This window comes from Methanolobus profundi (assembly GCF_900114835.1).
Taxonomy (GTDB): domain Archaea; phylum Halobacteriota; class Methanosarcinia; order Methanosarcinales; family Methanosarcinaceae; genus Methanolobus; species Methanolobus profundi.
This window is the reverse complement of sequence record NZ_FOUJ01000003.1, coordinates 98,697-123,993: the sequence shown is the minus strand read 5'-3', so window position 1 is coordinate 123,993 and position 25,297 is coordinate 98,697. Positions and strand designations below refer to the sequence as shown.

22 protein-coding genes are annotated in these 25,297 nt (G+C 36.9%); 14 read left to right on the top strand and 8 right to left on the bottom strand.

Annotation, left to right across the window (positions count from 1 at the left end; genetic code table 11):
- Nucleotides 1–8: 8 nt before the first annotated feature.
- The 6 genes from ilvN to BM008_RS08085 all read right to left on the bottom strand — a co-directional run bounded on the left by ilvN (nucleotide 9) and on the right by BM008_RS08085 (nucleotide 8,432).
- Nucleotides 9–494 carry an acetolactate synthase small subunit gene (gene ilvN / locus BM008_RS08110; RefSeq protein WP_091935923.1) on the bottom strand — a complete coding sequence of 162 codons (486 nt, stop codon included), beginning with the start codon at nucleotides 492–494 and terminating at the stop codon, nucleotides 9–11.
- On the bottom strand, nucleotides 491–2,188 hold the full coding sequence (locus BM008_RS08105) for an acetolactate synthase large subunit (protein ID WP_091935921.1): 1,698 nt from the start codon (nucleotides 2,186–2,188) through the stop codon (nucleotides 491–493). Before BM008_RS08105 ends, ilvN begins: the two co-directional genes overlap by 4 nt.
- Nucleotides 2,189–2,256: 68 nt before the next feature.
- A complete protein-coding gene (locus tag BM008_RS08100) occupies nucleotides 2,257–3,732 on the bottom strand; it encodes a (R)-citramalate synthase (RefSeq protein WP_449288717.1) in 1,476 nt (491 codons plus the stop codon).
- Between the two features lie 160 nt (nucleotides 3,733–3,892).
- The gene (locus BM008_RS08095; RefSeq protein WP_091935918.1) at nucleotides 3,893–4,939 is read right to left on the bottom strand and encodes a M42 family metallopeptidase; all 1,047 of its coding nucleotides are present in this window, start codon (nucleotides 4,937–4,939) and stop codon (nucleotides 3,893–3,895) included.
- Nucleotides 4,940–5,067: 128 nt separating this feature from the next.
- On the bottom strand, nucleotides 5,068–5,583 hold the full coding sequence (locus BM008_RS08090) for a PEF-CTERM sorting domain-containing protein (RefSeq protein WP_177188026.1): 516 nt from the start codon (nucleotides 5,581–5,583) through the stop codon (nucleotides 5,068–5,070).
- Nucleotides 5,584–5,708: 125 nt separating this feature from the next.
- Entirely contained in the window at nucleotides 5,709–8,432 is a 2,724-nt protein-coding gene (locus BM008_RS08085) for a DUF1616 domain-containing protein (protein WP_091935914.1), read from the bottom strand.
- 234 nt (nucleotides 8,433–8,666) lie between these two features.
- Between BM008_RS08085 and BM008_RS08080 the strand changes: the two genes are divergently transcribed.
- Both BM008_RS08080 and BM008_RS08075 read left to right on the top strand, forming a co-directional pair.
- A complete protein-coding gene (locus BM008_RS08080) occupies nucleotides 8,667–9,452 on the top strand; it encodes a M48 family metallopeptidase (protein WP_177188025.1) in 786 nt (261 codons plus the stop codon).
- Nucleotides 9,453–9,461: 9 nt separating this feature from the next.
- Complete coding sequence (locus tag BM008_RS08075) at nucleotides 9,462–9,698, top strand: hypothetical protein (protein ID WP_091935910.1); 237 nt, start codon at nucleotides 9,462–9,464, stop codon at nucleotides 9,696–9,698.
- Nucleotides 9,699–9,710: 12 nt separating this feature from the next.
- Here BM008_RS08075 and artC read toward each other — a convergent pair whose 3' ends face one another.
- Nucleotides 9,711–10,535 carry an archaeosortase C gene (gene artC / locus BM008_RS08070; RefSeq protein WP_091935908.1) on the bottom strand — a complete coding sequence of 275 codons (825 nt, stop codon included), beginning with the start codon at nucleotides 10,533–10,535 and terminating at the stop codon, nucleotides 9,711–9,713.
- A 240-nt stretch (nucleotides 10,536–10,775) separates the two neighbouring features.
- Here artC and BM008_RS08065 point away from each other — a divergent pair, with 240 nt between their 5' ends.
- From BM008_RS08065 to BM008_RS08010, 12 genes are all read left to right on the top strand, one after another.
- Nucleotides 10,776–11,564: a polysaccharide deacetylase family protein gene (locus BM008_RS08065; protein ID WP_091935906.1), complete on the top strand. Its 789-nt coding sequence runs from the start codon at nucleotides 10,776–10,778 to the stop codon at nucleotides 11,562–11,564.
- Between the two features lie 16 nt (nucleotides 11,565–11,580).
- A complete protein-coding gene (locus BM008_RS08060; RefSeq protein ID WP_091935905.1) occupies nucleotides 11,581–12,606 on the top strand; it encodes a lipid II:glycine glycyltransferase FemX in 1,026 nt (341 codons plus the stop codon).
- 21 nt (nucleotides 12,607–12,627) lie between these two features.
- Nucleotides 12,628–13,092 (top strand): acyltransferase, encoded by a 465-nt coding sequence (locus tag BM008_RS08055; protein ID WP_091935903.1) that lies wholly within the window; start codon nucleotides 12,628–12,630, stop codon nucleotides 13,090–13,092.
- A gap of 18 nt (nucleotides 13,093–13,110) precedes the next feature.
- A complete protein-coding gene (locus tag BM008_RS08050) occupies nucleotides 13,111–14,211 on the top strand; it encodes a carboxylate--amine ligase (RefSeq protein WP_091935901.1) in 1,101 nt (366 codons plus the stop codon).
- Nucleotides 14,212–14,214: 3 nt separating this feature from the next.
- A complete protein-coding gene (locus tag BM008_RS08045; RefSeq protein ID WP_091935899.1) occupies nucleotides 14,215–15,255 on the top strand; it encodes a DUF354 domain-containing protein in 1,041 nt (346 codons plus the stop codon).
- Nucleotides 15,256–15,318: 63 nt separating this feature from the next.
- The gene (locus BM008_RS08040; RefSeq protein WP_091935898.1) at nucleotides 15,319–16,758 is read left to right on the top strand and encodes a flippase; all 1,440 of its coding nucleotides are present in this window, start codon (nucleotides 15,319–15,321) and stop codon (nucleotides 16,756–16,758) included.
- Between the two features lie 62 nt (nucleotides 16,759–16,820).
- Nucleotides 16,821–17,489, top strand: a complete 669-nt coding sequence (locus tag BM008_RS08035) for a WbqC family protein (protein ID WP_091935896.1) — start codon at nucleotides 16,821–16,823, stop codon at nucleotides 17,487–17,489.
- A gap of 1 nt (nucleotide 17,490) precedes the next feature.
- Nucleotides 17,491–18,411, top strand: coding sequence for a methionyl-tRNA formyltransferase (locus tag BM008_RS08030; protein ID WP_218146697.1), 921 nt, complete (start codon nucleotides 17,491–17,493; stop codon nucleotides 18,409–18,411).
- 16 nt (nucleotides 18,412–18,427) lie between these two features.
- Nucleotides 18,428–19,081 carry a PIG-L deacetylase family protein gene (locus BM008_RS08025; protein WP_091935892.1) on the top strand — a complete coding sequence of 218 codons (654 nt, stop codon included), beginning with the start codon at nucleotides 18,428–18,430 and terminating at the stop codon, nucleotides 19,079–19,081.
- Nucleotides 19,072–19,977, top strand: coding sequence for a glycosyltransferase family 2 protein (locus BM008_RS08020; protein WP_091935890.1), 906 nt, complete (start codon nucleotides 19,072–19,074; stop codon nucleotides 19,975–19,977). The genes BM008_RS08025 and BM008_RS08020 overlap by 10 nt, the downstream gene beginning before the upstream one ends.
- On the top strand, nucleotides 19,941–21,518 hold the full coding sequence (locus BM008_RS08015) for a hypothetical protein (protein WP_091935888.1): 1,578 nt from the start codon (nucleotides 19,941–19,943) through the stop codon (nucleotides 21,516–21,518). Before BM008_RS08020 ends, BM008_RS08015 begins: the two co-directional genes overlap by 37 nt.
- Nucleotides 21,519–21,547: 29 nt before the next feature.
- Nucleotides 21,548–22,726, top strand: coding sequence for a glycosyltransferase (locus tag BM008_RS08010; protein WP_091935887.1), 1,179 nt, complete (start codon nucleotides 21,548–21,550; stop codon nucleotides 22,724–22,726).
- 113 nt (nucleotides 22,727–22,839) lie between these two features.
- Here the strand turns inward: BM008_RS08010 and BM008_RS08005 are convergent, their stop codons facing one another.
- On the bottom strand, nucleotides 22,840–24,336 hold the full coding sequence (locus BM008_RS08005) for an MOP flippase family protein (protein ID WP_091935885.1): 1,497 nt from the start codon (nucleotides 24,334–24,336) through the stop codon (nucleotides 22,840–22,842).
- Between the last annotated feature and the right edge of the window lie 961 nt (nucleotides 24,337–25,297).

The following is a 25,297-nucleotide window of genomic DNA, read 5'->3' as shown; positions in this document are numbered from 1 at the left end:
CTGAATAATTAAGAACTCTTCTGTCCTCTTCTGAGTGCTACCTTTCCGGTTCTGACCATCTCTTTGATCCCGAATGGTTTGAGCAACTGTTCGATAGCGGTTATCTTGCCTTCATCACCTGTGACCTCAATGACCATGGACTTTGAGGCAACATCGATGATGCGTGCACGGAATATGTCTGCTATCTGCATTATCTCTGAACGGTTGGTAACATCTGAGTTGACCTTTATCAGTGCCAGCTCTCTTTCAACGGACTCTTCAGATTTAAGGTCTGTGACCCTTATAACATCAATAAGCTTGTTGAGCTGCTTTGTGACCTGCTCAAGGACCTGGTCATCTCCCATTACAACGATCGTCATGCGGGATATAGTAGGGTCGTCGGTGACACCTACTGTCAGGCTGTCAATGTTATAACCTCTTCTTGAGAACATTCCTGCGACTCTTGAGAGTACTCCATATTTGTTCTCGACCAGAACTGCAAGTGTATGTCTCATTCTTTCCTCTCCAGGTCAAGTATTTCGTTAATTGCAGCACCTGCTGGCACCATTGGGGATACGTTCTCTTCGCACTCGACCACAAAGTCGATGACAGTTGGTCTTCCTGATGCGATAGCTTCCTCGATGGCCGGGCGAACTTCATCACGTTTGGTGGCTCTGAGTCCCAGTGCACCATATGCTTCTGCCAGCTTGACAAAGTCAACACTATTCTGTATGCAGGTAGATGAATAGCGCTTGTCATGGAAGAGTTCCTGCCATTGTCTGACCATTCCAAGATAGCCGTTGTTGAATACAGCTACAATTACAGGGACATTTTCCTGGACCGCGGTTGCAAGTTCCTGTGAGTTCATCTGGAATGAACCGTCACCTGCAACGTCAAAGACAACTTTGTCAGGTCTTGCTATCTTTGCACCGATGGAAGCCGGGAATCCGTAACCCATGGTTCCAAGTCCTCCGGATGTGATAAATGTCCTTGGTTCACTGAATCTGAAATACTGGGCAGCCCACATCTGGTGCTGTCCTACTTCAGTGACGATTATGGCATCCTTGCACGCCTCGCTTATCTGCTCGATGATGTACTGTGGTTTTATTCCATCACCATTGTCAGGCTGTACATAATAAAGTGGATTATCCTTCTTCCAGTGTGCAATTCTTTCCAGCCATTTTTCGGAATCTGCCGGAGCCGCATATTTCAGAAGTTTCTGAAGGATCCATTTTGCATCTCCAACGATCGGTATGTCTACCTTTACATTCTTGGAGATCTCTGCAGGGTCGATATCAATGTGGATGATCTTCGCATTGGATGCGAAAGCCTTGAGCTTACCAGTTACTCTGTCATCGAATCTTGCACCTACTGCAATTAGAAGGTCAGACTCCTGGATCGCATAGTTGGCGTACTTGGTTCCATGCATTCCTGGCATTCCAAGGAAAAGGTCGTGTTCAACAGGGAATCCTCCCATACCTGTAAGGGTTGTTGTCACAGGTGCCTTCACTTTCTCTGCCAGTTCACGGAGTTCCTTGCTTGCATCTGAACTGATGACTCCGCCACCTGCATAGATCACAGGGTTCTTTGCCTTCTCGATCTCTGAAGCGGCTTTCTTTATCTGCTGGAGGTTACCCTGATATGTGGGTTTGTATCCTCTCAGGTTAACCTTTTCAGGATAGTAGAAGTCGATCTCCTGAACAGTGACGTCCTTTGGAAGGTCGATGAGCACTGGTCCCTGTCTGCCGGTGGATGCAATGTGGAAAGCTTCCTTGATGACCTGTGGGAGGTCATTTGCATCCTGTACAAGGTAATTGTGCTTTGTTATAGGCATGGTAATGCCTGTGATGTTCGCTTCCTGGAATGCATCGTTCCCTAAAAGGCTGCTTGGGACCTGCCCTGTGAAGACCACCATTGGTATGGAGTCCATATATGCGTTAGCGATACCTGTTACAAGGTTGGTTGCTCCCGGTCCTGATGTGGCTATGCATACACCGGTCTTGCCTGTAGCTCTTGCATATCCTTCAGCCCCGTGGACCGCAGCCTGTTCATGGCGGACAAGTACGTGACGGACATCCGCATCATAGAGCTCATCGTAGATGGGGAGTAGTACACCTCCCGGATATCCGAAGATGGTGTCAACACCTTCTCTGTACAGACACTCGATGAGGGCTCTTGCGCCTGTCATTTTTTCCGTCGATTCAGTCATATAAATCCTCTAGATTGTCAATTATGTGCGTGTAGATTGATAGTATCTATCTTATAGGTTTCTGATGATCATATAAGGCGGTTTATTCCGTTAAGGAGTGCCTCTACAGAAGCCATCACGATATCTGTGCGTGATCCTCTGGCTGTGATCATCTTTCCATCCTTTGAGAGCTTCACCAAAACCTCTACAAGGGCATCTGTACCGCCACTGATGGCATCTACATGGTACTCTTCAAGCTGCACATCAGCAATGCCTGAGATACCTTTCTTGATGCTTGCAAAGGTCGCATCTACAGGTCCATCTCCAATTCCTGCCTCTACAACCTCATTTCCTTCTACTTTGAGCTTGACGGAAGCTGTTGGAGTTACTCTATTACCTGATACTACGGTGTATTCCTCAAGAACCACCTTTGCCTCTCTCTGGATGTCGAGCACGGTTTCTGTGATCGTCTGCAGATCTGCATCGGTGACCTTCTTTCCGTGATCCCCAAGTTCCTTTACACGATTCAGTATGTCATGTAGCTGGGAGTCATCAACCTCGAATCCCATTTCTTTGACCGCAAGGGTAACTGAGCTTTTACCGGCATGCTTTCCAAGGACGATCTTCCTCTCCCTGCCGAGTACTTCAGGCTTGATCGGCTCATATGTTTCCGTATCTGCCAGAAGTCCGTGTACATGGATGCCTGCCTCATGGGTAAATGCATTACCGCCGATAAGTGATTTGTTAGGTGCCACAGGTATGCCTGTGAGCCTGCTTACAAGTCTTGAGGTCTTGAATAGCTCTTTTGTGTTGATCCCTGTCTTATGCTTGTATAGCCATTCGATACTCATCACAACTTCTTCAAGAGCTGTATTTCCGGCCCTTTCTCCAATACCGTTGATAGTAACGTGTGCCTGCTGTGCTCCTCCTCTGAGCGCTGCTATTGTATTGGATGTTGCAAGGCCGAAATCGTTGTGACAGTGGATGCTTATTGGTGCTTTTACTGCAGCGGACATATCCTTGAAAATAGCTTCTGCTTTCTCTGGAACGAGTAATCCGACTGTATCGCAGAAACATAATCTGTCTGCTCCTGCATCAACACCATCGTTATATAGTGATTTCAGGAATTCAAGATCAGCTCTTGATGCATCCTCTCCGCTAAGCTCGACTATAAGGCCATGTTCTTTTGCGTATTCTGTTACGTCTACAGCCATTTGTCTGACAGTTTCCCTGTCCTTCTTGAGCTTCACATTGATATGGAGGTCGGACACAGGTGCTACAAGATGGATGGAGTCAACATCACATGCCAGCGCATAATCTACGTCTGGCTTCATTATTCTGCAGTAGCTACAGATATCTGCATTTAAATTTTCAGCAACTACAGCCCTTATTGACTCGCGCTCACCTTCTGATGTGATAGCTGAGCCAGCCTCAATGACGTTAACGCCAAGTTCATCCAGCTTTGTGGCAATATCTACCTTATCTCTGCTGGTAAGCGCTACGCCTGGTGTCTGTTCGCCGTCTCTAAGCGTTGTATCTAAAAACCGGACATTTTCGAATAATATAATCCCTCACGATATTTGTCTGCTACTTAGTAGCAGCAGCTTAAAGGGATACACTGAAGTGGTATATATGTATAACGATTAATCTATCATGATTCATCACGAAAAAAAGTATAGAAGGGGAGTTGATCCCCTGATATTGGCTGTAAAAGTGTGTATAGTATTAGAAATAGTCGTTGACACTTAGAGCTGCTTTTGCCACAAGGTCAGAACAACTCTGCAGGTCTGCAAGGTCGAGTACTTCGACAGGTGAATGTATGTACCTTGTTGCAACGCTGATCACCGTAGATGGTATGCCTTCTCTTGTAAGATGGATGGCAGTAGCATCTGTGGTTCCGCCATCACCGACATCTGTCTGGTATGGTATCTCATTCTTCTCCGCAGTCTCTACAAGCCATTTGATCACCTGTGGTGCTGCAATTATACCTCTTCCTGCAGCATCGGCTATTGTGATCACTCCACCTTTTCCTGTATCAAGAACTGAGTCGTCCTTACTAATGCCGGGATGGTCACCAGGGATGGTGGTGTCGATCGCTATGGCAATATCCGGGTTGAGGCCGAATGCGGATGTGCGTGCACCTTTAAGTCCTACTTCTTCCTGTACTGTGCCTACTGCGTAGATGGTTGCCTTAATGTCCATATCTGCTATCTGACGCATGGCGTCGATGAGTATGGCACAACCTGCTCTGTTATCAAATGCTTTTCCGGTGATCTTGCCGTTTGCCAGTTTTTTGACCTCACGGTCCATGGATACCGGGGTGCCTACTATGATGCCCATGTTTGCGGCATCTTCCTTGTCCTTTGCACCGATATCAATGAACATGTCCTTAGCTTCCGGAGGCTTTTTCCTGTCATCAGGTTTCATGACATGTGGTGGCTTTGAGCCGATAACTCCTGGTATCGGTCCTTTTGTCGTGTGGACGATAACTCTCTGGCTATGCAGGGTTGGATCATACCATCCTCCTATCTTCACAAACTTGAGGAACCCATTATCATCAATGTATTTGACCATCAGGCCGATCTCATCCATGTGTGCGGCAAGCATGATGGATGGTCCTTCTCCTTTTTTGACAGCAATGAGGTTTCCCATCTTGTCAACTCTCATCTCATCCACATATGGCTTGAGGTCTTCTTCAAGAATTGTCCTGATGTTGCCTTCGCTACCTGATATGCCGTGAGCATTTGATAGTTTTGTTATTAACTCTTCCATGATGATCATCCATTGATGTTATTCAGGGATGAAATGGGGTTAAAAGAATATAAATGTTTGAGTTAGAAAATGGATCAGTGTAATTAGTAAGAATCAAAAAAGAGAAAAAAAGGAGTAAGTTAATTCACTTACTCTTCCTTACGGCGCTGCATGAAGAATGCAAGACCGATTATTGCAGCTACTGGGAGTGCAATGGTTGGGAATTCTGGAATCTGTGCATTAAAGTTCTGTGATGCAGATGCCCAGAATGGGATTGATGCAATAGCTACTGCCTGTACGTTTGCATCAGGGTCCTCTCTGTATACATCGATCCTACCGCTGAATGAATCTCCCTGTGCTGCTCCCTGTTCTACTGTTACACGAACTATGTCGTAGTCAGTGAATGGGTTGCTTGAAACGTAAGTTCCCTGCTTAAGGATGTCCATTGTAAGTCCTGTATCATTAAAACCTACCTTGTAGTATACTGTCTCACCTGTAAAGTCGGTTAGTATGATACTGTAATCTACAGGTGTTCCTACCATCTGTGTTACGGTATTTGGCAGGACTACTCCTGAACTGTCTGCAAGGTCTGCACCGTAGTTAGCGCTTGCTGTTCCTACTAGAGCTACAAGAGCAATAAGTAGTATTGTTAATAATTTCTTCATATTCGTACCACCTCTTTTTTTCAAAAGATTTTTACTGTTATGTCTTTCCTTTGTGTTTTTTCTATATATACTTTTGCAACATCCTATTGATGTCATACTCATCATAATGATGATATGTTCTGAATTTATGTTGATACATAGAAGCTCCAGTTCTCCTCCTGCGTATTTCCTGCCTGGTCTGTGATGACAAGACGGACCTCCACTTCTCCATCTTCAAGTCCAGTTGCTGTATATGATATGGATCCATAATCTACCTCTGAATTATCCGTTACATCAACCCCATTTATCTGAAGGGTAACTTTTGTTTTATCAATACCAGCACGGTTATCTGAGTATGAAGCTCTTATCGATACTGTATCTGAACCTATAGTTTCACCTTTGTCAGGGGTAAGGCTCTCAATGGTTGGATCCACTCTATCTATCAGGAATGTTTCTTCTTCATACAGGGTCATTGAATCTGCTGTTTTTGCAGTTACTGTCACACGCGCTGTTCCATCACGTATTGTATAATCCAGATCATCGTCATCAGTTGTTACTGTGTACACGTATTCATTCTCATCTGAGCTATCGTATTTAACTTCCAGTTTGTATCCATATCTGTCTTTTACTATTACTGTAGGCTCATCTTTTAGAGCTGTAGATGAAGTTATAGTAATTGTAGCTTCATCTGATACTTTTTCAGGTTCTATCTCAATTAAAAGTTCTTCCAATGTTTCATCAGTGTAGAGTGTACCGAATGTATATGCCTCATTATTGGCGTGATCAGTAGCGATCACTTCTATATCATAAGTGTCCTGAACTTCTATGGTATATTTACTGGTCCACGTAATATTATCACTTGTAGTGAGTTCTATTGTCTCCGCTCCTCCAAAGTTCCTCGGGGTTATTGTACACTCGACTTTGAGGAGTGCCTTGTTTGCTTCTACTGTGAGGTAGGTTACATCGCTTGTGGGGTTCGGAGTAATATCAAGTTCAACTGTTGGTAACGATATATCAACCGATGTCTTTGTGTCTGCCACAGTATCAATTATTTCTCTATTGAGTGCGTTATCTGTTGCTATGGATCTGAAGTAGTATGTTACTCCTGGTGTTCCTTTGAATTCTGCAGAAGTTATACTTGTTCTTTTGAACCAGTCGTTCCATGTAGTTCCATCTGTTGAGTACTGGATATTGTAATAGAATATTCCTGAGCCCTTGTCAGTTCCATTCCATTCAACTGTGAATATCTCATCACTTGATATTGGTAATGGATATACATTTGATTCAGGAAGATTGAATTCCACAGTGTTATCTTCTTCTATATAAGGGGACAATGCAGACTCTGGCAGGAAACTGACCTCATCGATCATGACCTCTACAGGGGATATGCTTTGCAATGCACTCTGAAGCAGCATGAATGAAAGTGTATTGTCTCCTTCTTTTATTGATACAGGCACCTGTATATGTTGCCAGCCTTCGTCTCCATTGACTCCATCATACCATACGAGTTGACCGTTAAATAGCACCCTTTTGAACTGATATTCATCTTTATTCGAAGTCCCTCCAGTATATGTATCCTTTATGTAACAGGATAATAATACGTCTGCTTCTCTGTCACTTTCGATTACCTGTTGGATTGTATGTGTTGTCAGTTGACGCTCTGTTATTCCTTCATAACTGGAGTTGATGACATATGCCTGTGATGCGTATATGCCGGAACCATTCATGTAATAGCCTGTAGCGATCGATTCATTCGTTGAGCTGAACTCCCATCCGGTGTCTATCTCCATTGATGGATTATCGATCGTAGCAAAATCAATAACATCATATTTTTCAGTTTCAATTGTTTCTGTGCTGACCACCTGGTCAAGCCATAGGTGTACTGATCTGTATGTGGTTCCTGTGGGCTCACCTCTATATAGAACAAGCTCGAATTTCTGTCTTCCCTGTTTTGATCTGGTTGGGGATATTGTAAGCTCTTCCTCCCATTTATTTCCATGGTCCAGGGTGAACTGTATTGTATCTATTGTAGTTCCATCCAGATCGATATTAAGTGTATAATTGGCGCTTTCATGTTCATAGTTCTCCACTCCCGCAATCACGTGGATCGGATCACTGGTTGAGAAGTTTGTGGGATAGTCCTCCGCCTTTCCATCAGGTCCGAGTATGTAGAGGGTGGAGAATGTTTCCTTTTCCCTTGTTGCTTTGGCATAGGCGAACATGGAGCCTGCCACGATGATAGAAAGGACCATTGCTATCATAAGGGTCTTTGTGATCTGTGGGGATAATATATCTGACCGTTGAGGACCTGAGGCTGTTATCTCTTTCATAGACTTGTTCACTGCAGATACTTTTTTTCTATTTCTTGCAGCAAACTGTCTTTTACCTGTAAGTTCCTCCTGGCATTCATTTTCTTCATTGTCAGGTCCTGTGCATTCAGAATCACTTTCCTGGTCGCTGATGAACTGTTGGAATGAGAAACTGAATTGATCATCCTCTGGAAGTCTCTTTCTTGAAAGGTATGCCAGCAGTATGAATACGAGTGTTAATAATATGAGTGATATTGTTATTGAGTTAGGTCTGAACTTCCATTCTGTAAGGCTGATGAGGAACCCATCGAATACCATTATAATAATACTGAAACCAACGCTAAGTGTGAACCTCTCGATAACTGATATCTCCCTGCTACCAGGGAAGATAGTAGCAATAAATGCATAGCCTGGGGTGAAAAATATAAGCAATAATGCAAAAAGTATTCTCAATGGTGTTTCGTTGAAAGGTGCGATCAGGATAAATATTGCCGAAAGCAGTGAAACTATGATCAAAACCTTCAGGTCGGTAGTATATTTGCATTTATTTGGGCTTAACATCTGTTCACGTTGTCCTTGCGTTGTGATTGAATATACATGAAATATTTAAGGGTTGAATGTAATTATTTGCTAAAATATATAAGTGTAGGGTGCCATTGTATATCATCCTGTCATGTATGACACTTTATCAATAATAATCGAGGGATAATAATTAGGAATAAGATCTGGATATATATTTTGTTTTTCATTATATCTGTGCCTGTCATTGGATCATCAGTTTATTTTGGAGGTATTGTGGCAGGGGCCTTGAGTCTGGTTATTATAATCATACTGGGTAGGTATGTATATCTGTCAGCTTTCCGTGTGCTTCTGAAGTGGTACAGGTGCCGGGAACCAGGTCAAGGCGAACTATCGACTATTGATCCTATAATTGATGATCTTTCTTCTAACTTCTCTGTAAAGAGGCCCAAAATCTATATCTTTGAATCCTCGGTCCCGGTTATATTCACTGTTGGTTCTCATAAGGGTCCATGTATGGTGCTTTCGAGCAGATCGCTATCTATACTTGATAAGAATGAATTAAAATGTATCATTGCACGTGAGATGGTGCGTATTAAAGAAGGAAGCATTTCTCAAAATACCTTTGTCGCATTGGTGGCCGGTATAATTGCTTCATTTTCGACTACTGCTCTGTGGATGGCCATGTTAAGTGGGTTTGGTAACGAGGAAGACCCTGCTCCAAAATTCATACGCTTTGTAGTAATGGGTATAGTGATGTTTCCCTGTTCTATCATAGTATATACTGGTGCCTCTGACCTTACTTTAAAGGCTGATACGGAGGTTGCCAGGGTATTAGGCAAAAAGGATGTTCTTGTATCTGCTTTAAAAAGGATGCACACTGATATTCTTTTAAATTCTATGGAATATTTCAATCCAGGGCATGTTCACCTTTTTACTATGAACCCTGTAAAGGTCAACTCCTTCTTCGATCTCCATCTTTCACTTTTTGAGATGAGACCTGATATGGCCCAGCGTTTGAATGCAATTTCTCAGGTAATGGTTAATGGATCGGAATTTTGAGGGGTAAAAATGTTTTCTGAGCTAAATTATTTCTATACAAGTCTGAAGGACTGGCAAAAGGCATTGATGTTCAGCTTTATCTCGTATTCCATCATCCTTTTTGGACTGATTGTTGCTATTACTTTTATTCTTAAAGATTTCAAGTTCGTCCTTGTATTCGGGTTAACTTTTGTCTATATGGGCGCTGTAATACTATTGATGATCATATCAGTAAGGATACTGAAAAAGAGATTGATAGAAAAATGAAGGAGTCCTTCTTCATTTTCTATTTACCAGATACATTATGCCGCCTGCTGTCACTGCGAAGATCATCCATCCTATGTGTGTGTGAACCATCATCATCGTATCCATGCCATAAAGGTAGGCTGTGATGTATAATATTAGGACCCTTATGAGGTTTGCAATGTATGCAATGGCCACAGCAAAACCCAGCAGGTTGATGGATCTTCTTACGTCCATTCTTTCTATTCTGGAATATCCGGCTACGATCCCTATCAAAAGGAACATCGAGTATAATCCTGAACATGGACCACCTATTAGGATGGTCATGGGTTCTGCACCATAGAGAATCACTGTTTCTGTTGCTATTATCTCAACAGGTATGCCAAAAAGCCTTATTATCATAACTGTCGGCATAAGGACGAAATAATGGTCGAAAAGATGCAGGAAATCTATATTGAACACTCCAAAGAACGTGTAGAATATCAAATATAATGTGGTGAAGACAAAAGAAATGTAAAATCCGAACTCTCCCAGTTGCTTTATGTCCTTCTTGCCGGTTCCCATGGCGAGCAATGAGGCACCCAGGAAAAAGACCATTGAATCAAGTGTCCCCAGTTCACTGGAATTCACATAATTATAAATGAGGTCTGCAGCTACAATGAATCCTCCGATAAGCATCAGATTCCTGGAGCTTTTCAATCCTTCGGTTCCTGATAGTTCCATCCGGGATATAAGTATCGCAGCAATTATGAAGAGTACCACACCCATTATGGTCGAGCCTTCACTGAGTTCTATAGTTGCCCCTGTGAAAAGTGCAAGTACCAGAAGAATAATTATTATGTTTTTGTTTTCATCTTGCATTTTTTGTACCTATCTAGAGAATCATCAAATCATATTTATATTTGACTGAAGTCATCATAATCATCATTTATTCGATAAGGTACTAACTTTATATAGTATAGTAATTTATATTTTCCTCTGTTTAATTCAGGTGCATGGGTTCGAAAGTGGGAGTCTTTTGAAAGTACACCTGTGAAATAGCTGATTATATTATTATGCACTCTACAGAAATATGAAGCAATAATACAAAGAGGTCCTGTCTTGAGAGATTTCACATTATCTAAATATGAAGAGCTTATTGAAGCTATAGTTTCAAGCGAATATAAGGCGATGGCCGTATGCGATTACCTGTCTTCTCCAGATGGCAGGTGCATAATCCTTCGACATGATGTGGATCGTGCGGTCGACAGGAACCTTGCAATGGCAAGACAGGAAGCAGAGCATGGAATTAGATCGACCTACTATTTCAGGCATGTGGAGGATGTATTTGTTCCCTCTGCAATCGAAGAGATCGCTGACCTTGGCCATGAGGTGGGTTTTCACTATGAAGTGCTGGATAAGGCAAAAGGAGATAAGGCAAAGGCTCTGGATATCTTCAGGACCGAACTGGAGGATCTGCGCAGGTATGCTGAGGTAACGACAGCCTGCATGCATGGAAATCCTTTTGCGACCTGGTCCAACAGGGATCTCTGGAAGGATCATGATTATACTGACTTTGGGATCGTTGGTGAACCTTACTTTTCGATAGATTACTCAAAAGTTCTGTATCTCACTGACACAGGAAGGACATGGGCCGACCGAAATATACGTGTTAAGGATGTACTTGAAGTCCCTGATAATGAACTGAGCCTTAAATATGGAAGTAAAATAAGATCAACGGATGATGTCATTGGCCTGGTCAGAAGTGAGGAAGTGAAACAGCTATGTATCCTTGCCCATCCTAACAGGTGGTGTGATGGAATGCTTGGTTGGACCAAAGAACTGGTCATGCAGAACCTTAAGAATGTTGGTAAGGCGGGAATTATACAGTACAGGAAGCTTACCAAATAGTTATAGGGGTACTTTGATGCTAATGATTACTGATATTTTTGATGATACAGAATGGGATAAGTTTGTTCTTGACCACCCATATGGAAATATTTTCCAGACTTCTCATATGGCAAAAGTTTATAGCAAAGCTACCAAGTATGAAACAGTACGCCTTATAGCAAAAGACGAAGGGTCTGGTAAAATACTGGCCTTGGTGCAAGGTTCTGTTATCAGTGAAATGAAAGGAATACTTTCTTCTTTTTCATCACGTTCAGTGATACAGGGTGCTCCGTTATTTGTGGATTCTGATCAAGGGAAGAAAGCAGTTCAAGAACTTATGGTCCACTATAATGATTTAATGAAGGATAAGGTAGTTTATACCCAAATAAGAAATATGGGGGATACCAGTAATTGCTGTAAAATGTTGGATGCTATGGGTTATGAATACGAGGAGCATCTTGATTTTTTGATAAATCTGGACCGCAAAGAAGAAGAAATATGGTCGGATATCCAGAAATCCCGTCGAAAAGGCATAAACCGGGCGGAAAGGGACGGGATCATAGTCAGGAATGTAGAGGAACGTGAAGAATTAAAGCTGTGCTATGATCTGGTTCTTGATACATATAAACGATTTAAGATCCCTATTGCAGATATCTCTCTTTTTGAAGCAGTATATGATGCTCTTTCAGAAACAGGTTATGCAGATTTCTTAATCGCCTATAAGAATGAGGAAGTTGTGGGGACCAGAATCACTCTTAACTATAAAGACATGGTCTATGACTGGTATGCAGGCTCACGCCAAGGTGTGGATTACGTTGATGAGGCTCTTGTATGGCATATTCTGAAGATGAATGCTGGCAAGTATAAGATATTTGATTTCGGTGGTGCCGGGCACCCAGATAAACCATATGGTGTAAGGGAATTCAAGAGAAGGTTTGGTGGGGAAATGGTGAACTATGGTAGATATGAGAAAGTGCATTCAGTGACGAAAAAAACAGTAGCATTCAAATTATTTAAAACCTATCAAATAATAAGGCCGCTCTTGCATAGGTTTTTATGTTGATATGTTAAGTAATGGAGGAGTATGGGCATACTATTATATATTTGTAAATTAAAGTTAAAGATATACAGTCTGTTAGCACGTTATCCTGTATCATACAAGTGGCCTACATATTGGTGGAGGAAATGTGGCTATAATATAGGTGATAACTCTATAATAAGTCCTTATTGTTTATTATGGGGTACTCATCATTCAGATACAAATCTACTTACAATTGAGGATGATGTTCATATAGGTCCGTATTCAATTTTAGTTCTTCGTACTCATCCTGCAAGTGATATTGCTAAATATGGTAAAATAAGTTCAACAATAAGTGGTTCTATATGTATTAAGAAAGGTTCATGGATTGGAGCTTCTGTTACAATATTGCCTAATGTTACGATTGGTGAAGGGTCCATTGTAGGTGCAGGAGCAGTTGTTACCAAAAATGTAGATTCTTATACTATAGTTGCGGGTGTTCCTGCAAAAAAAATAAGGACACTTAAGTAAAAATAGGAGTCGTTTCACATGTCTGTTCTATTAACAAATTCTTCGTGGAAAATATCAAAAGAGGCGGCAAAATCTCTTCACAAAAAAAGTGTTTCTACTGTAGCAGCAGATGTATCACAACCCATTTTTAATTTGACCAATCAAAAATATGTAAAGTATTTGTCTCCAACAACTGAGAATTTTATTGATTCAGTGTATGAAATATGTTTGGAAAACAATGTAGAAACAGTATTTCCAATGAGTGACGATGTTGTTATTCCATTAAGCAAAAATAAGCCTATTTTAAATGAAGTATGTGATGTTCCTCTTTCTGATTATGATTATTTAATTAAGGCACACGATAAATTTCAAACATTTGATTTGGCTAGGTCATTGAACGTTCCAGTTCCAGAAACATTTATTTTTAGTGATTATGATGAGTTAATTGAATTTTCAGCTATTGCAACGTATCCTCTGATAATAAAACCTCGGATGGGTGGGGGGGCTGCAAGGAGCATTCATATTGTTACATCAAAAGATGAGCTTGTAAACTTTTATTATGAACTTATTGCTGATGGTCACCTGCCCATGATACAAGAATATATTCCAGGGTCGAGTGAGCAAATGTATATGATAAATGTTCTTTATGATAAAAATCATGAGCTCGTATCTTTTTTCATGGCAAAAAAAATACGTGAATATCCTCACACAGGTGGAGTCACTACATGTGGTGTGAGTATATTTGAACAGATTTTATTGGATTATGCAAAAAAAATATTTTCCAGCCTTAAGTGGTATGGAGTAGCAGAAATTGAATTTAAATTGGATTTGCGGGATAATTGCTTTAAGCTGATTGAAATAAATCCTCGTTTTTGGCAGTATTTAAAACATCCAATTGCATGTGGAGTTGACTTTCCATTTTATCTATATAATGTATCACTTGGCTATGATTTTGAAGCAAATACTTCGTATGATATGAATGTGAAGTTTATAAATTTTTATAAAGACGTTCCTTCTGTTATAAATCAGTTATTAGGAAGTAATAACAAGAAAAAAATAATTAATTCAACAATTTCTTCCTATACTGGCAAAAAAGTTTTCTCATCAAAAGATTTATTAAATACATTTATTTGGAGGTAATCAATGCGTATCCTTATCGATATAAATCATCCCAAGGACATTAATGTTTTTCTTAATGTAATAAAGATATTGTCTATTGATGGTCATTCAATTAAGATTATTGCTGCAAACAAAGAGAATATATTAGATATTTTAAAATCTTATTGTTTAGACTATGAAGTAAAGCCTCATTATACGGGTCTATTCAATAAATTATGTGGTATGTTTAAAAATGATTATCGAGTATATAAAATAGCGAAGAAATTCGGTGCAGACCTTTTTGTGAGTTTTGGGTCACCTTATGCAGCTCAAGCTAGTTTTTTATTAAGAAAAGATCATATATCATTTACTGATACCGACTCTGAAAAGGCAACAATTAATCAGTTTGTATTTACTACTTTAATATTCTCAAAAGTAGATTATGTTCCTTCATGTCATAGAATCGATAGAGGCAAAAAACAAAAAAAATTCAATGGATATTATGAACTTTCTTATTTACATCCAAAATACTTCACTCCTGATGAAAGTGTGTTGCAATTTGCTGGCTTGCAAAAATTTGAAAAATATACAATACTTCGTCTTTCAGCTTTAAATGCACATCATGATGTTAATGCAGAAGGATTTAATTTTAAAAATGAATCCGAAATTTTATCTTTTGTAGAATCACTCCAAAAGTATGGAAAGGTTTTTATAACTACGGAGATTGAGCTCACTCCTGAACTTGAAACGTATAAAGTAAATGTCCCTCCTGAGAGTTTTCATAGTTTTTTGTATTATTCTTCTTTGTATATAGGAGAAGGGGCTTCAATGGCTGCAGAAGCTGCAGTTTTAGGTGTCCCTTCTATATATGTTTCTAATACAACAAGAGGTTACCTAGAGGAACTTGAACAGAGGTATGGCCTTGCTTACACAATTGTCAATTCGGCTGAAGCCCTCGAAAAGGCAGTTGATATTTTAACAAAAAATTCTAATGACGAATGGACTATTAAAAGAAATAAGATGTTATCTGAGAAAATAGATGTTGTTGAATTTATTGTGGAAGTAATAGGGAACAACCTTGAATAGTTTACTTTAAACATTAAAGCTGTCTACTATTATTTATCACTTAATGTCTTATATCCAAAATCTATGAAAACTGCTAGGAAGGTAGCAACTAATACAACAGCTATTTTGTTTGGAAATATCGTTGTTAAGGGTTTAGCTCTTCTAATTTCTATCAATCTTGCAAGATATCTAGGTGTCGAATACTTTGGAGAATACAATTTTGTAATTACATATTTATCACTTTTTGTGTTTCTTGCAAATTTTGGATTAGATTCAATTTTGATTAGGGATATTTCTAGGAATAAGTTCAATGTAAATATTTTTGTATCGAATGTTTTAATGATACGAATATTAACTTCTTTATTGTCCATTATCTTAGCTATAACAGTTGTTTATGTCCTTGATTATCCTGCTGAGACAATAATGCATGTTTCATTATTGTCTTTAATTTTATTGTTTCAAGGATTGAGTTACTTATTTGAGTCTGTTTTTCATGGCAATCTAAAAATGCACTATTCATCAATTAGCATGGTAGTTTCTAAACTATTTTATGCATTAGCTGTTTTCATTCTCATTATTTTAGACGAACAACTTATTAGCTTTTTTTATTTATACGTAATTACAGAATTTATTCGTGCATTAATATCAATTTATTATTCTAGAAAATTTGTATCAATTCGTATGAGTATCGATTTGAAACTATGCAAATATCTTCTTAAAGAATGTATCCCATTTATTGTTGGATATGCACTTTTAATCATTTATTATCGTATTGACATTCTAATGTTATCAAAAATGGAAGGAAATATTGCTGTAGGCCTTTATTCTGCAGCTTACAAGTTAACTGATCCTTTGTTATTTATACCAGGAGCTCTTGTATCTGTGTTGATGCCAATAATGTCTGCTAATTATGTAAATAATCGTCCTAAATTGAAACAAGTTTATTCTTTAGGATCAAAGTATATATTTCAATTGATGCTTTTCATATCTTGTATATTATATGTCAAATCTAGTTATATATTTCAAGTGTTGTATACAGTTGATTACTATTCTGCAATCCTTACTTTTCAAATATTATCTTTAACTGTCATCTTTAATTCATTGAATTCAATTCAGAATTCTTTGCTGGTTGCCTCTAATAGACAAAAAATAAATACTGTTTCTGTAGGTTTCTGTTGCATACTCAATGTAGCTTTAAATCTAATTCTTATACCTATTTACAATTATAATGGTGCTGCAATTGCGACCTTGGTTTCTGTATTCATCCTCTTTGCTATTGAATTTCTTTTTATTAGGGCAGAACTCTCTTTGTCATCACTAAACAGAAGTTCTTACAAAATAGTGTTGGCTTCATTAGTTGTATGTATTTTTCTATCAAATATTTTGGATTTTAATTTTTTTGTTGGTATCATTGTATGTAGTTCAGCTTATATATTAATATTATATGTCTTAGGAAGTATTTCGAAAGATGATATTTTATTGTTCAAATCTCTTCTTGTGAATGCTTCAGAAAATAAACCATAAAATCCATTTTTATATATGCCATTTAATTAATGTATTTATACTAAGACGTCTATCCTTAAACCATGATTGTTGGAATACACCAGCCCAATTATCTTCCATACTTAGGTTTTTTTGATAAAATGAAAAAATCTGATATCTTTGTTATTTATGACGATGCCCAATTCAATAAAGGTGATTTTCAACATCGTAATAGAATTAAAATACACAATGGTTCCAAATGGCTTACAGTTCCCGTTGAAAAACAACATAAACCAATAAATGAAATACGGGTTATTAATGATTCAATGATTAAAAATGAAAAATGGTCTATCCATCATTTAAATCAAATTTATGATAATTACAATAAAGCACAGTGCTTTGAAGATTATTTTGATGGGCTCTCATTGATATATGGTGAGGATTATCAGTACTTATTTGAATTAAATATGAAATTGATCTCTTTTATGAATGATTCATTTGATATAGATACGAAAATAGTAAACTCGAGTTCTTATCCTTCAACTTCATTTTCAACAAAAAGACTTATAGAGCTTGTCCAAGCAGTTGGAGGGGACGCTTATCTTTCAGGTCCGTCTGGTGTTAACTATCTTGACGTTGAAATGTTTGAAAAATCAGGAATCGACTTACTTTTTCAGAAATTTGATCATCCTCTATATAGACAGCAATATGATGGATTTATTCCCAACATGTCAGCAATAGATTCTTTACTTAATGGATACAGGTTCGATTAAAATGGATAATTCTTCATTAAATATTGTTTTTTTTGGAAATAATCTTAAAATCCTTGAATATTTGGATTCAATCGTAAATATAGTTGCAGTTTTCACAAGACCAAACAATGGTTCGAATGACTCTATTGACCTAATTGAGCGCTATTTAGATTCTAAGGATATTCTTTTATTTCAACCGACTAAAAAAGAATTGTATATGCATTCTCCTTTTTTAAAAAATGAGGATGTTGATTTAATCATTGTCTGTGGTTATAAGTATATAATTCCTCGTGAGATATTTTCATTGCCTAAAAGTGGAGCTATTAATATCCATCCTTCCATGTTACCTAAATATAGGGGACAACATGTGATTAATTGGGCTATAGTTAATGGAGAAACAAAAACAGGAGTTACAGTACACTTTGTTGATGATGATTTAGACACTGGTGATATTATTGCTCAAAGGTCGGTTCCTATTTACTTTGATGATACTGCAAAACAATTACATGATAGGATCTACGACAAAGCCTGTTATTTGTTAAAGGATGTACTCAATGATTTTAGTAAGACGGGACAATTTGAAAGAAAAGTCCAAGATTCTTCTAACGCTACATTTTTCAAACCTAGAAAACCAGAAGATGGTCATCTGGACTGGAGCAAAAGTAGTATTGAAGTCTATAACATTATAAGGGCTTTATCAAAACCTTGGCCAGGCGCTTTCAGTTATTTCAATGGTTCTAAAATCATTTTTTGGGAAGCTTCAATAGATGTCAGTCATTCTCCAAAGGAGGATTATCCTTGTGGAAGTATCATAAAAGCTGCTGAAAACTATTTATTAATTAGTACTATAGATGGTATGATTGCAGTAAACAAATTTGAAGTTGTACCAAACAATGCAAAAACAAAAAAATTAACTTTTATAGAAGGAAATACATTTACTTGAGGAGGAATCTGCAAATATGCCAAAAATACTTGCGATGGGAGCTCATCCCGATGACATGGAACTTGAAGCCGGAGGAACCTTGGCAAAATTCATTAAGAAAGGATATGATGTATATCTTCTGATTCTTACTTCAGGCGGGTATACTGATATGAATGGTAATACCTATTTTGATGAACAGTTGAGAAATGAGGCTATTAATGCTTCTAAAATTCTGGGAATCAAAGAAGTAATTTTTTATGATTATCATACAACTGAGCTTCCATCTGGTGGTGAAATCGTTTCAAAAGTAGATGCTTTGGTTGATGAAATAAAACCTGATGTATTTATTTCTCATCACCCTTTTGATTCTCACCAGGATCATAAAGCTGCAGCTGATATTATGTTTGCAGTTTCAAGACAAGGGCGTGTGAAGACTGTATTGAGTGGTTCTACTCTACCGTACAGGCCAAATGTTTTTGCTTTCAGGCCACAGTTCTATGTTGATATTACTGATACTATAGATACTAAAATGGATGCTATAAGGGCCTATGAAACACAATATAATAAGTTTGGTGGGGAAGTTCTTATAGAAAGAGTACGCTCGATGGCCAGGACCTATGGGTGGGCGATGAGCTATGAATTTGCTGAATGTTTCGAAGTCATTAGAATGGATGATAGTTTATGGATATGAGGTCCTACATACTGGTAACTCCATGCAAAGACGAAGAAGTAAGTCTTCCAAAGCTTGCTGAATCAGTCATTAATCAAGAGATTACTCCTGTACTGTGGATTATTGTTGATGATGGCAGTACAGATAATACTCCTGATATTTTGGATGAACTTTGTTCAAATCATTCTTGGATTCGATCAGTCAGGCTAAATGAAAAGCCCCGTGACTTGGGAGTTCACGTGTCCCATGTTTATCGTACCGGATTCAATACTGCTATCGAGTATTGTAAAAAGAACGATATTAAGTATAATTATATTGCAAGTGTAGATGCAGATATTATATTGGATGAAGATTATTATTCTACTCTGATGGCAGAATTTGAGTCTGATTCAAAACTTGGTATATGCAGTGGGCATGTAGGGAATATAATTAATGGCTCTATAGTGTGGAGCAATTTTAGAGATGATCTTCCTTCTGGAGGTGCACGATTATGGAATATCCAATGTTTTAATGACACTGGAGGTTTTCTTTTAACATGTAGTCCTGACAGTGTTTCTAATGTAAAAGCAAAGTTAAAAGGCTGGAAGACCAGGCAATTTATAAAAACAAAAGCCCTTTCTACTCGACCTTATTCAAGCGCTCAAGGACAATGGAAAGGTTACAAAAGGTTAGGCTCCAATAATTATTTTATAGGTTATTCTCCTATACATGTTCTGTTAAAAGGTACAAAAATGTTGTATAGTAAAAAAGGATACCATAAGCCGGGTATAGGCATTGCCTATATTATGGGGTATTTTACAGATTTTATATTGCTGAAGCCTCAAATAGAGGATGAGGATATTCTAAATTATTACAGGGATAAAAGGCTTAAGGAGATAATATGTTCCAGAATCTCAAATCTCACAAATTCAAAGTAATCTCTTTTGGACTTTTGGTTTTGTTGAATTTAGTATTGCGTATACCTTCAATACCACATGAGAAAGGAAGAGATTCATTTTTCATTCATTCTCTTGCAAACTCTATCAATGCTTTTGGGCAAGCAAACTGGTGGGAGCATTGGCTCTCAATATTTGGATATTATCCATATTCGTACGCAAGTGGCTTGCCTTTTACACTATCTGGAATGTCCCAACTAATGGGTATTAATGTAGAAACATCAATTTTGATATATTCATTCATTTTCGGTGTATTTTCAATTTTCATCGCTTTTACACTTGCAGGCCTTATTTATAAGAATTACATCTTTCAATATTTTATGGCTTTTTTCTTCTCAATATCTCCGGGAATCATGCTTTTTACAACATGGGAGGCAAGTGCTCGTGGACCTTTTATGATATTCTTACCTTTCTTTATATATCTCCTATTAAAGAAATATTCAATATCTAAAAAATTGATGTTATCTGCTATGTGCATTACTTTCTTATTTTCCTTGCATCATTATGCTATTTTTGCGATAGTTCTTACTATGGCTTACATAGTATTACAAATAGTCTTTATGTTGGGTAGATTTTTTGAAATTAAATATTCGTTGCACAAGTATGAAGATAAAATCAACTTGCTTTACTTGTTTATTTTGGTAAGTTCTTTTATGTATCCTTTTCTTACCCATACTATGATTACTGCAGGGTCAAGATATGGATGGATTATTGATTTGCTTACTATTAACTTAAGGTTCATTGGTCCAGCAGCATTCTTTGCAATAAGTGGTGTTATTTCTTTATCCTTATCTGCAAAAAAAAGTTTTTCTCAATGGTATTTTTTAATAAGTTTTATATTTATGGTTCCTTTTGTATATGATTTATTGTATGGACATTATCTTTTACTGCTGTTTTCAATTGTTTTTTTAAGTATTGGATTTAAAAACTCGATTTATAGTAGATTGCAGAAAAATAATAATATGGTTCGAGTTGTGGCAGTTTTTGCGATTTCTATTATACTGGTCTCAACATTGTTTACAGCATTTTATAATCATAGCAGGACTGGCGAGTATCAATACCTGTGGTATATGAATGAAAAGAACTATGATCTTGCAAATTGGATAGATGGTGAGATAAATCATAGTAGTCGTATATTCATGGTTTCTGAAAATAATTATGAAGTACGTACAATAGCTCTTGTAGAGAACGAAATGCCAATACTTGTCGGAGGTGTTCAGGGTTTTGCTTATGGATATATTAACGATTCATATCTTGATAATCTTGAAGAAGTTCCAATGACCAGTAGTTATTTTTACTCAGAAGGGCCTTATCGTGTTGAAGAAAGGGATATTTATAGAAGTATGGATTGGTATATAAGTAATAAAGACATCAAAATAATTAAAGATGTATACACGCTTGATTATCTGGTTCAATCAAGAACGGGCCCTTATAAGACAAAAGGTCTCTCTACAGAGAATGCAGAAATTATTTACTCAAATGGTATTTTGGATATTTACAACTTGAGGCAAATCGAAGTTTAATATGAATTCCAGCTAAGAGTGAGTTGAATATGAGAGTCTGTATCTTTTCAGGTGTAATCTCTCTTGATAGGGATAATATTGATGTTCGAAAAAATTATTTACTTGAAAGGGTAAAATATTTTGGCGACAAAGACTTCGATTTGGAAATCATGAGTCCATCCGCAAAAAAGATGGATTATCTTGATTATGATAATCTATATTACACCCACTACCAGTATCTCCCTAAAAAAGGTATCAAAATGATATCTGCACTTCTTTTTTCATTTCCAAAATTAGTTAAAGTAGATTGTGACATAGTGCATTGTTTTAATTATCAGGCCTTATTTGTTGCACATATTGCTAATATTTTCAGGGCCCGTAAATACATCACTGTCTTTGAGGCTATGGGTTTAGCCGATGCCGAATCTACAACAAGCACGAACGCTTCTTTAAAAGTAAGAATATTAAGGCCATATATCAGGTATTTTGAAACTTATGCATTCAAGAAAAGTAAAGGTGTGATTGTATATACTTCTATAATAAAAGATTATGTCATTAATCATTTTGGGATTGATGGGAATAAAATATGTGTAGTTCCTCATGGTGTAGATGTGGACTTTTGCAATAATGAGGTTGAAATCCCGAATTTTCAAAGGGAACTCTCAAAATATGGAGCTATTGCAATGTATGTAGGTTCATTGTCTCGCCTTCATGGAACTCCCCATCTAATGTCTGTTATCGATGAACTAAATGCTAAAAGGCCTGATGTATTGTTCTTAATTCTGGGCACGGGTCCATTTAAAGAGGAACTAGAAAGTTTTATTGAAAGAAAACAACTGGACAACGTAATTTTAGTTGGCTATGTGCCTTCTGAAATTATTCCTTTCTACCTGAAAAAAGCAGATGTTCTTTTAATCCCTCATTCTAAATGCTTGCAAACAGAGCTTGATCCCCCTACTAAACTTTTTGAATATCTAAAAGCAGGTAAACCAATTGTTTCCTTTGATTTCAAGGCTGTAAAAGAAGTTGTTGGTGATAAAGCCATCCTTGTAGAACCTGAGAATATCGTTTCTTTTGCTGATGGAATTATCAAGGTACTTGATAATAAAGTCTATTATTTAGAGCGAGCAAAGGAAGCTGTTTCAATAGTTGCTTCGTATTCATGGGAAGCTTCTGCAGAAGAATTATTTAAAGCATATTTATATTTCTCTTCATTTGACTCGGGGTGAAGAAAATAAACTGCAATACTGGCTCAACTGAATCGTGACGTATGTTCTCATCATAATCATAAAGTGTAGATTCTTTTTGTATTGATATCTTTAATTATAGTATGATCTCTATTTTATTTGATAATTGATTTTAATTTATTGAGGACCATATTATCAAGTGTTTTTTTACCTATCTTTAAATATTCTGGTTTTAGTTTCCATATAATTATTGAATAAACTAATATTCCAATTCCAATTGAGCTTATAAGTATAACCATTTCATCAAACATGTTTGTAGAATATGCCCAATATTTGTATATTGAGAGGAAAGAGCCCATAAATAAAGAAGCAAATAAAAATTCTCTAATACAACTTGCATACTCTTTCCATGTAAGTTGAATGATTTTATTTACAATTTGTTGAGTAATTGAAAAATAGAATAGTGATATAAGTGAAAGTGCTATAGCTACACCTACTATTCCATAATATGAACCTAGAATTATCACACAAGTCGATACTATTATTTTTGCAGCGTTCAATTTCAGTTCCATTCCAGGCAGTCCTTTTGCATAGAATACTGATTTTGTAGTGTGTGATGTTGCTTCAACAAGGCCAAGAATGCAAAGTATTTGTAATGGTAATATTGTGGCTTCCCATTTATCTCCATAAACTTTTATTATCAATTCTGGAGCGACCATTGCAAGGCCTATAAGTGCAGGCATTATAAAAAAGGACAAAGCAGATACAAGCTTCATATAGCCTTTCCTGAAACGTATATTATCATCTTGCAATAATGAAAACGCAGGAAACACGACTCTTGTGATAACTGGAATTATCTTTACTGCAGGAAATACGGCCAATGTATATGCAAGAGTGTAATAGCCAAGTAATTCAGCTCCCATTATACGCCCTATTATGATGTAGTCCATATTTTGTCTAAAATAGTTCAGCATATTTCCACCAATCACATTTGCTCCAAAACCAAAGAGATCATTAAACTTTTCTCTGCTAAATTCAAACGTAGGTTTCCACGGATAAATTATAAGAGTTAATGAAACAACTATAAGATCATTCATTAGATTTTTTGCAACAAGGCTCCAAAATCCAAAACCTGAAAGTGCAAGGTATAAGGCAAAGGTTCCTGAAATGAGTGAGCCAGCAATTTCTGTTTTAGCTATTGTTTTAAATTGTAAGTTCCTTGATAACAGTGAGCGATGAACAATTGTTATTGATGATATTAGAAAGCTTATGGCTGCAACTTTTATAATAATTTCAACTGTGTCTATCTTAAAAAAAGATGCAATGAAAGGTGAAAAATAAAAAGTTCCAATATACAATAGGATACCTGTAGCTATATTTGACCAGAAAGCAGTTGATAGGTGCAGTTCTTCTAAATCCTTTCTTTGAACTATTGCAGTTGCTAATCCACTTTCGTTTATTAATGAAACAAGTCCGATAATTATCAGTGACATTCCTACTAAGCCAAAATCCTTCGGTAGTAAAAGTCTCGCAAGTATTGCTGTGATGACAAGATTGAATAATTGCATTGTAAATTTGGAATTCATTGACCAGAATAGGCCTTCAAAAGTTTTTTCTTTAAGATTGTTTTTATTGACTTCTGTTCTGTTCAAGGAATCACATCTTTTAAGCTATGTGTTGTGGTTTAAAAAACAAGACTGATTATAATTTAATTTAATTTTATTATCCACGGTAAAATATGCTTCTATCTATTTATTTTTACTTATCTGATGATTACTTTTGTCGGTAATAATCTCATCTATGTATCTTTATATATGAATACAAATATCAACTGATTTTTATATGATGAAATTATTCAGGTGGATGAATAATATTGGTATTTATGTCTATGTACAATAATGACTGATTTGTCCTGACTGTATCTGTTATTTGTACTTTGCTTAAAGTTCTTAGTATTGTATTAATTAATTGGAAATTACGCTATGATGGATGCATATTTTAGTATTAGTTCATATAATCAAAAAATTCCATGTTCATACTATGTACAAATCCTGTCTATTTGTGAACATGCTGGATATATATCAGTACATTTAGTTTTGAAATCAAGGAATATTTGAGGTAATGGTATGCATCTATATTCAAAAAACATAAAAAACGTCATTCTATTTATTGTGGGTTTAATTTTTTTGTCAAACGTTGCTAGTGCTAGTGTTACATATAGTAATTACTATGAACAGATTGAAATTTCTAACGAGCCAGGGATTACCAATCTTACGCAATTAAGGGCAAAGATCATCGATCAGTTTGGTCAAGAATTTGCTGATTCAGTGATATATGAAACATCTCCTAAACATTGGAATGTATATACTCTCTATGTAAAAACACCAAATACTCTATTTATCAATGATACTGATGCTGAACAAGTTAGTTTTAGAACAAGTACAAATGGATGGGCATATAAGGGATATATACAATTTGAAAATGTAGCTCTAATATCATCGGATGGTCCTACCAATCCTGGATATGGTGTATCATATAATGAGGCAAATAATGTAACTTTTAAGAACTTTAAGAATGTTTATTTTGGTTATAAATATGGTGATTCTATTTCAA